The organism is Alteromonas sp. ASW11-130, from assembly GCF_026183735.1.
In the GTDB taxonomy this organism is placed as follows: domain Bacteria; phylum Pseudomonadota; class Gammaproteobacteria; order Enterobacterales; family Alteromonadaceae; genus Alteromonas.
Window position 1 is genome coordinate 72981 of the sequence record NZ_JAPFRE010000006.1, and the last position, 13427, is coordinate 86407.

The 13427-nt window shown below is 42.6% G+C and carries 8 protein-coding genes; 3 read left to right on the forward strand and 5 right to left on the reverse strand.

Going from position 1 to position 13427, the window contains the following annotated elements:
- Nucleotides 1-43 precede the first annotated feature (43 nt).
- From OPS28_RS02335 to seqA, 5 genes are all read right to left on the reverse strand, one after another.
- Nucleotides 44-1354: a putative bifunctional diguanylate cyclase/phosphodiesterase gene (locus tag OPS28_RS02335; protein ID WP_265607827.1), complete on the reverse strand. Its 1311-nt coding sequence runs from the start codon at nt 1352-1354 to the stop codon at nt 44-46.
- A gap of 523 nt (nt 1355-1877) precedes the next feature.
- Nucleotides 1878-3869, reverse strand: coding sequence for a carboxypeptidase-like regulatory domain-containing protein (locus OPS28_RS02340; protein ID WP_265607828.1), 1992 nt, complete (start codon nt 3867-3869; stop codon nt 1878-1880).
- Between the two features lie 198 nt (nt 3870-4067).
- Nucleotides 4068-6560 carry a glycogen/starch/alpha-glucan phosphorylase gene (locus OPS28_RS02345; protein WP_265607829.1) on the reverse strand — a complete coding sequence of 831 codons (2493 nt, stop codon included), beginning with the start codon at nt 6558-6560 and terminating at the stop codon, nt 4068-4070.
- Between the two features lie 208 nt (nt 6561-6768).
- Nucleotides 6769-8421 carry a phosphoglucomutase (alpha-D-glucose-1,6-bisphosphate-dependent) gene (pgm, locus tag OPS28_RS02350; RefSeq protein WP_265607830.1) on the reverse strand — a complete coding sequence of 551 codons (1653 nt, stop codon included), beginning with the start codon at nt 8419-8421 and terminating at the stop codon, nt 6769-6771.
- 28 nt (nt 8422-8449) lie between these two features.
- Nucleotides 8450-9028: a replication initiation negative regulator SeqA gene (gene seqA, locus OPS28_RS02355; RefSeq protein ID WP_265607831.1), complete on the reverse strand. Its 579-nt coding sequence runs from the start codon at nt 9026-9028 to the stop codon at nt 8450-8452.
- A 182-nt stretch (nt 9029-9210) separates the two neighbouring features.
- Between seqA and OPS28_RS02360 the strand changes: the two genes are divergently transcribed.
- From OPS28_RS02360 to OPS28_RS02370, 3 genes are read left to right on the forward strand one after another with little or no spacing between them, the layout of a single operon-like run.
- The gene (locus OPS28_RS02360) at nt 9211-10128 is read left to right on the forward strand and encodes an AAA family ATPase (RefSeq protein WP_265607832.1); all 918 of its coding nucleotides are present in this window, start codon (nt 9211-9213) and stop codon (nt 10126-10128) included.
- An 8-nt stretch (nt 10129-10136) separates the two neighbouring features.
- Nucleotides 10137-11114, forward strand: a complete 978-nt coding sequence (locus OPS28_RS02365) for a DUF58 domain-containing protein (protein ID WP_265607833.1) — start codon at nt 10137-10139, stop codon at nt 11112-11114.
- Complete coding sequence (locus OPS28_RS02370) at nt 11111-13183, forward strand: transglutaminase family protein (RefSeq protein ID WP_265607834.1); 2073 nt, start codon at nt 11111-11113, stop codon at nt 13181-13183. The genes OPS28_RS02365 and OPS28_RS02370 overlap by 4 nt, the downstream gene beginning before the upstream one ends.
- The last annotated feature ends 244 nt before the right edge of the window (nt 13184-13427 follow it).

The window sequence follows — 13427 nt, forward strand, 5'->3', positions numbered from 1 at the left end:
TTGGAGACAGTTTAACGGTATGCGTGGCAAATTTCCAAAGCGGTTACACCATAAGTTTTCTTAGCGGCGAATCACCGACTATAATATCTTGGTTAGTTAACTCTACAAATTCAGTTAAAGGAATGGCTTTCGAGAAAAGGTACCCTTGTCCCATTGTTAAACCTACTTCTCGTAAAATATGAAGTTGCTCGAGTGTTTCAACACCTTCAGCAATTACATCACAATTTTTGGCATGGCCGATAATTCGAGCGGCTTCAATTATTGCTCTATTTATGGGGTTATCACCTAACTCAAGTACGAAACTCTTATCTATTTTGAGTGCATTGATATCCAGATCTCGAATATAAGCTAAATTTGAATATCCCTTTCCAAAGTCATCTACTGAAATCCCCACCCCCAAGGCCCGCAATTGAGATAATTGCTTCTTCACCATTAACGAATTAGTAAGCGCAATATCTTCGGTAAGTTCTAGTTCAATACGTTTTAAGTCGACATCGTAACAATGACTTAGATATTTAAGTTGGCTGATCAGTTTAGTGTCATACAATTGGGTTGGTGAAATATTTACTGACATCATTATGTCGATGCCTCTGGAATTCAGCTCCGCCACACTTAGAAAGGCTCGTTCAAATGTCCAGTAGGCAAGCTCCTGCATCATATTATATGATTCAGCGGCTTCGATTAATGGGCCAGGAAACAGAATCCCATCCAATGGGTGATTCCAGCGCAATAGACATTCTGCCCCGATAATCTTTAATGTGTTTAAATCCACTTGCGGCTGAAAATACAACTCTAGTTCGTCATTCTGTAACGCACGCTTCAAATCTGCTTTAAGCGCTAAGCTCCTACCCGTGTCAGGCTTTTCATGGCCATTAAGCAAAAAGTAATTTTCATATTTATTTTCTTTAGCTTGTTTAAGTGCTGCTTCCGCTCGTGAAACAAACGCAATCAGATTAAAGTTTTGTGCTGACGAGCTCGTTACCCCCACATTAAAATCAGCAATGAAAGCATGATCATCATAATGCATAGGTGTTTTAAAGTGCTCTACTAAGCGCTCAAACTTTTCTCGCAATTGCATATGACTTTTTTGACCCGAAATAACCACGCCAAAAACGTCACCACTAATTCGACCAATTTCGACGTCATGACCGAACAAGAAGCGTATGCGGTTAGCGATCTCCAACAGAAAGCGGTCGCCTACTTTAATACCTAAACTGGTAGTCACATCTGAGAAGCGGACGATATCAATAAGCATCAAAGATATATGGGAGCTATTAGACGCGCAGTGGTCAATAGTATCGATAAAAGCATATCGATTAGGAATGGTGGCGAGCGATGTATGCAAACTACTCATTGACCGTGAAACTTCCTACGCAACAAATTGCAATAAAACATTAGATAGGGCTTATAAAAACATGCTGAAGCCTGTTTAAGCAAACTAAATAATATATGAAATTATATACCAAAGTATAGATTATCTTTTCTTCAGCATTTAAAAACTCAAAACGACCTGTAATGCTATACAGTTTGAACCTAATCCGCAATAAGGTGCGCTCACTCTACACAAACGTTTTCAACGCTTGAGATGCCAATTGTGAGAAAGTTTAAAGACGTTGAACCGTGCCAAATTGGAATAGTTCGAAAGTGGAAAAAGCCCCGCCTTATGGTAGAAGAAGGAATGTATTCTGTGTACGCTTTATTTGTACTAGCCCTACGTTTCTCTTCAAATACGTATTGATTAGATGGATAACTCTTTTTCTGTACAGAAAAAGAGTTATCCATTTTTATCGGGCAGTAAATTAGATATCGGCCATAAAAGCAAGCCCAAACAAATTTGGGCTTGCTTTAACGTCAAGGAGAGTAACGAAAAAAGCCGCTTACTCGACGTCTAAGTGAGATAAATCCACGGGCTCTTTGCCTATTTTATATAAACGCCTAAGATCCCACTGAATGCTATCTGGAGAAATAAAGTCGTCCTCACTATAGAATTTACTATAGTAATAGTGGTGTTTGTGGAAAATAAAATATTCATTTTCCTTAGCGCTGAGCAAGTCCCACGTTCGTTCGTGATAAAGAACACACTCTTCTTGTCCATTTATATAACCCGGCTCTCTACACTGAGGAGAAAAAGAACCCGAACGTAATTTCGTTCTGGAAATAATTATATTGCCACCCTCGACTTTCCATTTACCGTAAAATCTAATGACCTCATCTTCCGACAGGGAACCGTTATTGTCGTCGTCGTAAGTTGAAATTGTGTCCGCATCGCCATTCTCGTGTAAAATAAAATAAAAATGATCGAGCCCTCCCCCTTCAACATCAACTCCATAAGTATAAATACCGGAGACCGAATCCTCCTGCCAACTCCCCACTCTTCCAGTTAAGTTCGCATTGTAAACTGATGAAAAAGCGTGAATTCCATTGCCATCTTCCAATTTAACTTGCACAAGATCGAGAAAATTATCATCAGATACCTTACGCAACTTCATCGAAGTGAAGGGAAATGCATAATCACTATCCCACGATAAACTGCTTCCTAAGTAATCAAGAACTAATTCATCGTTCTCAAACTTCCAGTTAACGCTAATCCCCGTAATTTCTCCTATCGCCGTCCCATCAGACTTAAAGGTGAACTTGTCAGCTTCCATCCTTAACTTTGTGGCTTCGCCTTGCAAACTAAGTCCGTCGGAATGACCAAAGTTAGCAAGAGGTAAGTGAAGCGTGATGGGGGTTGCAAACGAAATTAAGTACGTTTTCATCGTCGCTGACTTAAATTCTGATGTTTGAATAATTTTAGTGTCAATTTCAGGGTTGTCAGGGTAATACGTTTCTGTGGTAAAGGTCGCGGCCAGGCTCAGCGTGTTTTCCTGCTGGCTTATTATTGTAAAAGTAATGTTTTTCCACCCTTCTCTTACTCTATGATGGGTTTGTAAATCTGTGTGAAAGGAATAGCTTTCAAAGTAAGTCGAGTCGGCAAAGGCAATGTCGATACTGTTACCATGGTGTTCCCACGTAAATGCATGCTCTTGATATTGGCCAGTACCATCTGCACTAAACTTAAATGCAGGGTTATTATCTATGTAATTAATAGCGTCAGTAAAAAACAATTCAAATGACGTGGGAAATGTTAAGCTGGCATCATAAATTGTGGGGTCTTCCAGCGTTTCTTTTTGCGCATCGTCGAATTCTTTTGTCAATACGACGGATGCCACATATTCGTCCATACTACCACTGTATCGCATCAGCTCTAGGGTGTCGTCGAAACCAGGGGGTAGCGCAAGATCAGCATTAGCTTCTGACTTATCAATTGCTACCTTAATTGCGGTAGCCACAGTCAATACATCTTGTTGGGAAATCTTTTCTGCCAGCTGCTCAACCATTACTTCTGAATGAACAAGTTCACTACCTGCCGCCTTAACCATCAGTCCATAGGTTGCAGTTGTTATATGACTCACTGTGACAGCGAAATTTTCCGAAGCATCCAATACATTATCAGAACCGGCGTCGTTAACTAGAGAGCTCAACTCACCTACTAGTGAAATAAGCCCTGCATTAGCTTGACTGCCTGTTCCCATAGCTTTTAGTGATATAAAATCGTCTAGGTCAGCATCATCATATTCTAGCTCAAGTGAATATTGCCCATCGTTATCTGTAGTTGTAGAAAACGCAATTTCTTCGCCGTCCATCATTAATGTTACCGTGGCTCCAGCTAGCGGGGCATCGGTCGCAATACCATTAATAATTAGAGTTTGTTTCTCGGGAGGTGTTTGAACGTTTTGTCCTGAATTGCTGGTATTAGAACTGCCCCCGCCTCCGCAGGCCATTATGGTTAGTGAAAGTGCGCAGAGCACTAAAATAGATGGTTTCATGTTTGATCCTTGAGTACTACTTGTCCTGACTAACCCAATTTAAGAACAGCCAGACTTTATATTATTTCGTATAGTGGTGACGATGAAAATGGCGACGGTAGTTTACGAGCAAAAATAGATGGGGTAAAGAGCGCGTATTAAACAATAAGCAGGCGCTGGCGATGCTAAAAAAATGAGAGGCTAACGCCTCTCATTAATTTATTTCACCTCACAGGGACGTAATTTCCAGATTTTATCAACGTAATCCTGTATCGAACGGTCGGAAGTGAACTTGCCCATTTTCGCAGTATTGATAATGGCCATTTTAGCCCAGCGCTCTTTGTCTCGATATGCTTCATCGACTTTGCTCTGCGCATCCGAGTAGGCACGAAAATCAGCTAACACCATATACGCGTCGCCTTGATCCAGCAAACTTTGTTTAATTGAAACTAACGCCCCAGGCTTGCCGGGTGTGAAATAATCGGTTTCCAGCCAATCAAGAATGGCTTTAATTTCGGCATCGCGATAATAATAATCGAGAGGGTTGTAGCCTTTGTTCTTCAGCCCTTCCACTTCTTCTACTGTCATACCGAAAATAAAGATATTATCCTCGCCCACCTCTTCAGCTATTTCTATATTTGCACCGTCAAGCGTGCCTATAGTCACAGCACCATTTAGCGCCAACTTCATATTGCCAGTACCCGAGGCTTCTTTACCTGCAGTACTGATTTGCTCAGACACATCTGATGCGGGGATCATCTTTTCTGCCAATGAAACACGATAATTGGGTAGAAAGACCACTTTAATTTTATTCCTGACCCTAGGATCATTATTGATTTTATTACCGACCATATTGATGGCGTAAATAATGTCCTTTGCCAAGTGATAAGCTGGGGCAGCTTTTGCACCGAATATAAATACGCGCGGATGCATATCATAGTCAGGGTTTTCCAAAATTCGACGGTACAGTGCCATAATGTGCAATAAGTTCAGATGCTGTCGCTTGTATTCATGCAAACGCTTAATTTGCACATCGAATATTGCATTCACATCTACATCGATGTTCAACGTTTGTTTTATTTCATTCGCTAAAAGTTGTTTATTAGCCTGCTTTACTTTCATAAACTGCTTTTGGAATGTTTTGTTATCCGCATGCTTTGCGAGGCCCTCCAGCTTCTTCAAGTGTAGTGGCCAATCGTCCCCAACTTTTTTATCAATTAATTCTGATAGTGCAGGATTACACGCTTTTAACCAGCGCCGTGGGGTAATACCATTCGTCACATTAGTAATTTTCCCGGGCCATAATGCCTCGAATTCGGGAAACAGGTTTTGTTTAACTAAACGTGAATGAATCTCTGCTACGCCGTTAACCGCGAATGAGCCAATAACGGAAAGATTACCCATCCGTACCATTTTCTCATTACCTTCCTCGATAATGGAAAGCTTGGCTTTAATCTGATTATCGCCTGGCCACTTTTTATCAACCAACGCCATAAAACGATGGTTTATTTCATAAATAATTTCCAAGTGTCTTGGCAGAATCTTTTCAATCATACGTGCTGGCCATTTTTCTAACGCTTCTGGTAGTAACGTATGATTTGTATAAGCAAACACTTGCGTGCAAATGTCCCATGCCTTGTCCCAATCCAACTCAGCGCGGTCAACTAAAATGCGCATCAGCTCTGGTATAGCAATCGCCGGGTGCGTATCATTTAATTGAATAACGACTTGCTCTACAAACCGGCTCCAGTCATCACCATGAGCTCGCTTGTAGCGGCGAATAATGTCTTTCAGAGAACAAGAGCAAAAGAAATATTGCTGAATAAGACGCAATTCTTTACCCGCTTCTGTTTCATCGTTGGGATAAAGTACCTTAGAAATCGTCTCTGCATGCACGTTTTCACGTTGGGCATCAACATAACCTCCGGCATTGAAAACGTCCCAGTTAAAATAGTCTGAGGATTCACTCTGCCAAAGTCGCAATACATTAACCGTTTTACCTCCATATCCAACAACAGGAATATCCCAGGGTACACCTTTCACGATAACCCCAGGGTGCCATTCTTTCTGAATACGTCCGTTATCCCCGTATTTAGTTTCCACATAGCCGTAAAGAGAGACGTCTTGAATAGATTCAGGACGACAGATTTCCCAGGGATTACCGTAGTCGCGCCAGCTGTCTGGCCGTTCGATCTGGGCACCACTTTTAATTTCCTGACGAAACAAACCATGCTCATAATGTAAGCCGTAACCGATGGCTGGTAATTCCATCGTTGCCAACGAATCGATAAAACAAGCTGCTAACCTGCCTAAGCCGCCATTCCCTAACGCCATGTCAGGTTCTTCTTCCATGATATCAGTCAGTTCGACACCTAGTTCTTTCAACGCTTCCTGAGCTGTGTTGAATAAACCTAGATTATGCATATTGTTTGAAAGTAACCGCCCCATAAGGAATTCAGCTGAAAAGTAATGCACGGCGCGGGTGTCATTGAGATAATGGGTTTTCTGGGTTTTACGCAACCCTTCTAACACGTTCTCCTGAATAGCCGAGCATGTGGCTTTCCACCATGCGTGATTATTGGCTTTATTTTCATCAGTGCCTAAGGTGCAGTGAAGATGTCGAATGACCGCGTCTTTAAACACACTTTTGTCAGTGTCATTCGCGACCAATTTCGATGACGTCGTAGAAAGAGCTTTTGCTTTGCGATCCATAGAATGATTCTCACCGTGTTAGCTACCACAATATCAATATGGTAATTTAATTACGAAACCTGTTTAGTGAGAATCAATATAGCAGTGTTATAGACGCACATGTGTTAATAGAATGTTAATTTTCGATCTTTTTTGCATGAAAACGTATGCAACAGCCAGTCCATTAACATAAAATTAACACATTGAGTGTAACTAATTTACATCTAGGTCAATCAATGATTCCATCGACTAGTTTTTGAGCTTCGGCTAGTAGCTGCTGTAAATGCTCCTCACCTTTAAAACTCTCAGCATAAATTTTGTAAATTTGCTCTGTGCCAGAGGGTCTTGCCGCAAACCAACCATTTTCTGTGGCAACCTTGACACCGCCTATTGCTGCGTCGTTACCAGGTGCATGGGTTTGCACTGCTATAATAGCTTCCCCTGCCAACGTAGCCTCCTTGATGACAGAGGCGTCTATAGCAGAAAGTTTGTTTTTTTGTTCCAAGGTCGCTGCGACGTCTTTGCGCAGATAAACGGGTTCCCCAAAATCTGCGGTCAACGCCTGGTAGTGTGCGCCAGGATCATTTCCTGTCACCGCCACTATTTCGGCTGCCAGTAGGCACATAATGAAGCCATCTTTATCTGTCGCCCAGGTGGCTCCATCGCGTTGTAAGAAAATCCCCCCCGCACTTTCTTCTCCAGCAAAACCAATTTCACTTTTAGCCAGTCCCTGAACAAACCACTTAAAGCCCACTGGCATTTCCGCCAATTGCTTATCCAATTGTTTAACAACGCGGTTTACCATGCTGCTGGAAACTAACGTTTTGCCTACTTTCAGCGTGGCAGGCCATTCTTTACGATGACGGTATAAATAATCTATGCTCACGGCCAAGTAATGATTAGGGTTCATCAAACCAACGCTTTTACATACAATTCCATGACGATCGAAATCCGGGTCGTTTCCCCAGGCTAAATCAAACTTATCCTTAAGCTCAATTAAACCCGCCATGGCGTAAGGTGAAGAACAGTCCATACGCAACTTGCCATCTTTGTCACGACGCATGAAAGCAAAACGCTGGTCGATGGTTTGATTAACCACTGTAATATCGAGACCATACTTTTCTGCGATACGCTCCCAATAACCAATACCAGCGCCACCTAACGGATCAGTGCCCAATTTTAAATTTGCTTGGGCGATCGCTTCCATATCGATGACCTTGCTAAGATCATCGATGTAAGGCTCCATAAAATCTTCTTCTTTAACCCGGCCTGATAACCACGCTTGTTCTAAAGAAAATTTATTTACCTCTCTGTTTTGTTCAGCCATAAGAGCATTGGCCCGCATCTGAATGCCTTTAGTCACATCGCTATCGGCGGGGCCACCATGCGGAGGATTGTACTTAAATCCCCCGTCTTCTGGAGGATTATGCGAAGGCGTGATTACTACACCATCCGCTAGGGCATTGTCAGATGCAAGGTTGTGGCGAATAATGGTGCGAGAAATTACTGGTGTAGGGGTAAAGCCACGGCTTGCATTTTCCTTTAGCTGAATAACCACGTTTACGCCATTCGCGGTTAATACCTGAATAGCTGTTAGCATGGCGGGTTCGGATAACGCGTGGGTATCCTTACCAATATATAGGGGCCCCGTTATTCCTTCTGCTTGCCGATGCTCAGCTAAAGCCTGACAGATAGCGGCAATATGCATTTCATTGAACGTACGGGCGGCGGCACTTCCACGGTGACCAGATGTACCAAAACTCACTGCCTGAGCTGGATCCGTTACATCCGGAGTTAATGAATAGTATTGACTGACCAATTCAGCTACATTGATGAGTTGCTCTGCCGCGGCTGGTTGCCCCGCGTGTTCATGTAATGCCATTGAGAATCCTTAATCCAGTTACTTAACGTTATTTCTCTACGGTTTCTGGTGCAAAGCGACCAGTAATCTCGTTAATAATTTGATGGTTATAGCCTAGCGTTTCCAACACTTCCTTTAACATAGCCACTTTTTTTGCAGAATTATTGTTAGTCACCACCCAAAACGGACTGTCTGGTATTGCTTTTGGATTAGTACTTGACCCGTTTTCCAATAAGGCTTCTTTGCTTTGTGCAAAATAAATCCGATTTTTACCGCGAATTTGTTCGACTTTGCCAAATTCATCGCCGTGGATTTGGAACAGCTGAGCTAATACAAAAAGGAACTGATCAACGCGTTTGGTAAATTGCGCCAACTCCGTTTCAGAAATTTTCTCCAATATATCATCGCTACCAACTGAGCTAACACGAGCTTCATCCGGTACCATTGACCCAACCTTTTGCTCTGGCTCAGTCTTTTGCACTGGCTTAGGTGGCGTTTCATTACGCACAGGGGGTGGCGTTTCCGGCATCAGTAAACGACGCAAAATATCAGATGCGCTTTCGCCAATATGTTTCGTCTGACCAGCGATAAATGCGTACAAATCATCATCAATATCAATTGTTTTCATAATTACTTCCTATTGAGAACGCCCCATTATAGACAACCTTAGACAATACCGCAGTAGTTAAAACAACCAATTTTATTCTGTTGTGTATTCCTTACCCTATACTTAGGTATTAGCGCACTCACCTATTACTACAAACAACTTGTTAGGATGTAACAATTAGGAGTTGGTGTCAGGGTATGAATATGAACACACGCTTTCACGCGGTAGTAAAAGCTTTGGGACAACATATTATGGGCAAACAAGAACAGATAAAACTTGCCATTACATGTCTGATTGCGAATGGCCACTTACTGATTGAAGATTTACCTGGAATGGGAAAAACGACACTTTCACATGGCTTGGCTAAAGCGTTTGGGCTGGACTTCTCCAGAATACAATTCACGTCAGATTTATTACCTGCTGACATGCTGGGGGTGAATATTTTTGATAGCCACAAACACGAATTCTCCTTCAAACCCGGTCCAATCTTTAATCAATTGGTGCTAGCCGATGAAATCAATCGCGCCAGCCCCAAAACCCAAAGTGCGTTGCTAGAGGCAATGGAAGAGCATCAGGTTAGTGTAGATGGCACAACCTATACCCTCCCCCATCCATTTTTCGTGATCGGTACACAAAACCCGGGTTATCAATCTGGTACGTATCCATTACCAGAGTCCCAACTTGATCGTTTTCTTATGCGAATTTCACTGGGCTATCCTAATTGGGAAGCAGAAAAGGCTATGCTCCAAACAGGGGGCAATAGGCTTCCTTTTGCTATGAATGAAGTGATATCGACGACAGATTTACTCAAGTATCAGCAGGAAGTAAACCACGTCCATTGTAGTGATGATGTGATTAGCTATATTTTACGTTTGGTTACTCGAAGTAGAGAAGATGGTATATACCCTAACCCATTGTCTCCCAGAGCTAGCAAAGCACTATTGCAATCGGCCAAGGCATGGGCATATTTACACGAAAGGGATTTTGTTGTACCTGAAGATGTTCAAGCTGTCTTTGTAGCGGTTGCTGAGCATCGCTTACGTTCTGAGCGAGATGCCCCTTACGAACAAAAAGTTTTAAGTGAACGCTTGTTAGAAAGTGTTGACCCGATAGCCGCCTAGAGCCAACCATGTTAACGCGAGCAAAAAGCTTTTGGAATTTTCGGGTCGACCAATGGTTGAATAAACGAATACCACCAGCTGCAAAACAAGATCTTACCCATCGTACAATATTTATTTTTCCTGCGTGGTTTGGCTTGGGATATCTCGTGACATGCGCTGGGTTATTTATATTAGGCGCGAATTATCAAAATAATCTGATGCTATTACTATTTGATCTTCTTCTAGGTATTTTTTTACTCAACTTATTTGTCAGTTATCTAAATTTTTCCCGGTTACAGATTAAAGCACAGCCTTTACATCCTGTATTCGCTAAAGGGCATGCCTCATTAACTATCCAGTTTTTAAGCAATAATAAAGCACGCTCACCCCACGGCGTAGTGAATGCCTGCTGGAGAAGAGAAAAAAACATTCTAAGCATAGATTTAGATTCGGATAATACCCAACTTTGTTTACCTTATTTTACGCCGAGAAGGGGCGTTTATCCGTTACCTAGAATCACATTATATAGTGAATACCCATTTGGTCTTTATCGCTGTTGGACTCACCTTAACCTAAACCAACACGTTATCGTTTATCCCACGCCTCTCGCCTGCCAGGTTCAACTGCACGTTGAATCCGGTATAGGCGAACCTTCAGCAACTCAACAGGAAGGGCATGACGATTTTTATGCCTTACGTCCATACCATCAGGGAGAGCCCCTCCATCGTGTGGCGTGGAAGAACGTGGCAAAAGGAGGGGACTGGGTCAGTAAGTCGTTTAGTCATCAGCAAACCGAAACGGGTTACCTACAGCTCATTCCAACAGGTACTGATATTGAACTTGAGTTAAGTCGTTTATGCTATCAAATCCTCAAGCTCTCTGAAAAAAACGTGCCATTTGGTCTGATACTGGCTGACACAAGAATTGAGCCCTCTCAGGGCGAACAACATAAACATCGTTGCTTAACTGCACTCGCGTACTACCCAAAAAAAGGTAATAATGTATGACTGCCGGGCGCCTTCCAATCGCAGGTCACGCGGCAAGCCTATGCATTGCAATTTTTATTAGCCTACTAGCTTTAAGCTTGTTCGCCCCATTGATGCTCTGGGTAGTCATTCTGACGTTTTGTACTTTATTTGTCAGAATTTCCCTATATTTGGGTTGGTATCAGCACACTCCTACACAACAAACGATAAACTTGCTTGCTATCCTCTCATCTTTAGCTTTAGCATGGTTTAGCATTGATCTGGGCCTGTTGCTCTCGATGGTCAATCTGTTAGTCGTGGCGTGTTCCTTGAAGCTAATTACCCTGAGTAAACGAAAAGACTTTTTACAACTATTTGCTTGTGGACTCTTTTTAATTGGTTGCGGGTTTATTTTCCAACAAGGCATAGCTAGTGCGTTATTTTACTTTGCTACTTTGTTGTTTTTATTTTTTGCCTTGATCAGTTTTTTCACACCTCAATTATCCTGGCAAAAGAGAATCAAAGCCATTAGCTTTCAACTCCTACAGGCATTTCCTATTGCAGTAATCCTGTTTCTTATTTTACCGCACATAGGCCCGCTATGGAAAATGCCTACCAGCCAAATGACAAAAACGGGTTTAGCAGAAAAAGTCACTCCTGGTGATATCGCTAGTTTAAGTCAATCTGACGAATTAGTTTTTCACGCAACATTCGAAGGCAGCGTGCCATCTCGCAGAGAGCGGTATTGGCGAGCACTTACTCTGGAAGCGTTTGATGGTAAAAGTTGGGAAATCAGTCCACACAGAGAACTGCTTCGTCAAAGCAATCAAAGATCCGGTCAGCTTTTTGTTGCCAATACTGATATTAGACGTTACAACTATCAAGTTATTGCCGAACCTAGCGGGCGTTCGTGGCTCTATGCCATTGATATTGCCGTTCCTACGACCAGGTCAGATCGAAATCAGATATGGTACTCACGAGACTATCAGCTCATTGCAAAACGACCATTAAAGAGCAAACGGGCATACAATGTTATATCTTTTCCTGCAACTACGCTTCCCTCACCAAATTTTGCGATGGAAAGCCGGCTTAATCTGATAGTTCCAGAGCGGGGCAACGAGCGAACGCGAAAGTGGGTCACCTCGTTACGCAAGATGCATCCTGACAATCAGCAATTTGTTGATGCGGTCTTAATATACTTTTCCCAACAACCTTTCATATATACGCTTTCCCCCCCTGCGATGCGCAATGATTTCGCCGATACATTTCTTTTTGAAGAACAAGCAGGATTCTGTTCGCACTATGCTAGTGCAATGGCGTATGTGCTTAGACTGGCAGGTATTCCTGCGCGCGTCGTTACTGGCTATCAAGGAGGTGAGCTGTTAAAAAATAATGTGGTCAGCGTTTATCAATATGATGCCCACGCGTGGGTTGAGGCTATGGTGGACGGCGCTGGCTGGACTCGATTTGACCCTACCGCAGTTGTGGCCCCTTCGAGAATAGATGCTGGATTACGGAATGCATTGAATTCCTCCGGTGAATTGGAGCAATACACTATTTTTTCAGGTTTTGGTCAATCTGGCTTAGTAAAAGACATTAGTTTGATGTTTACCAACTTGAACTATCTGTGGAGCCGATGGGTATTGGGGTTTGATAATCGTCAGCAACAAAATCTATTTACAGCGATACTTGGTCAGCTTACGCCACTAAAAATGTCCATTCTCATCTTGGGCAGTTTGTTAACGATTAGTGGTCTGTTAGCGCTCTATTTTCTTCCCCGATGGAATAAAACTTCAATTGATCCCATCACTCGATATTACTTGATCGCGACGAAAGCAGTAAGTGCCTCTGTTGGACTTCACCGCTATCAAACCCCTCCAATGAGTTTTTTTGAACAAGTTGTTGGGGTGTTGCCTCACGACGCCGCCAGACATTTCGACAATATTACGCAAATATTCGTCTCACACAAATATAGTGCGCGTGATATAGATGAGCAAAACTACAAAAGAGACCTAATTAGAATGCGACATACCGTCAAGGCTCTACAGAGATCATTAAGAAAGTATGGGGTAGATTTAAGTGTCCCCCGGCGAGGCAATGTTATTTTTTAATCTGAAGCGTTAACTATCTGCGCCATGGGAAATAACCGTTTCGCTTTTTCTGCAAGTTTACTCACCCAGCATGCCGGGATAATAAGCGTGACAATGGTGAATGGTCCCGACTTAAGGCGCACCGCGTTAGAATGACAAACGATTGTTGTAACCATGGTTACTGAGATCGCTATCGCTCTAAATTCACCCCTAGCGGATAGACACAAGGGACGTATTATTATTACTTCCCTTTTAACGCCGCGTT

Bases quoted from the DNA above. Each gene is read 5' to 3' on its own strand.
- pgm (WP_265607830.1), bottom strand. From the start codon at position 8,421: ATGGCATTACATGAACACGCGGGGCAACCAGCCGCGGCAGAGCAACTC.
- OPS28_RS02360 (WP_265607832.1), top strand. From the start codon at position 9,211: ATGAACACACGCTTTCACGCGGTAGTAAAAGCTTTGGGACAACATATT.
- OPS28_RS02340 (WP_265607828.1), bottom strand. From the start codon at position 3,869: ATGAAACCATCTATTTTAGTGCTCTGCGCACTTTCACTAACCATAATG.
- OPS28_RS02345 (WP_265607829.1), bottom strand. From the start codon at position 6,560: ATGGATCGCAAAGCAAAAGCTCTTTCTACGACGTCATCGAAATTGGTC.
- OPS28_RS02335 (WP_265607827.1), bottom strand. From the start codon at position 1,354: ATGAGTAGTTTGCATACATCGCTCGCCACCATTCCTAATCGATATGCT.
- seqA (WP_265607831.1), bottom strand. From the start codon at position 9,028: ATGAAAACAATTGATATTGATGATGATTTGTACGCATTTATCGCTGGT.
- OPS28_RS02370 (WP_265607834.1), top strand. From the start codon at position 11,111: ATGACTGCCGGGCGCCTTCCAATCGCAGGTCACGCGGCAAGCCTATGC.
- OPS28_RS02365 (WP_265607833.1), top strand. From the start codon at position 10,137: ATGTTAACGCGAGCAAAAAGCTTTTGGAATTTTCGGGTCGACCAATGG.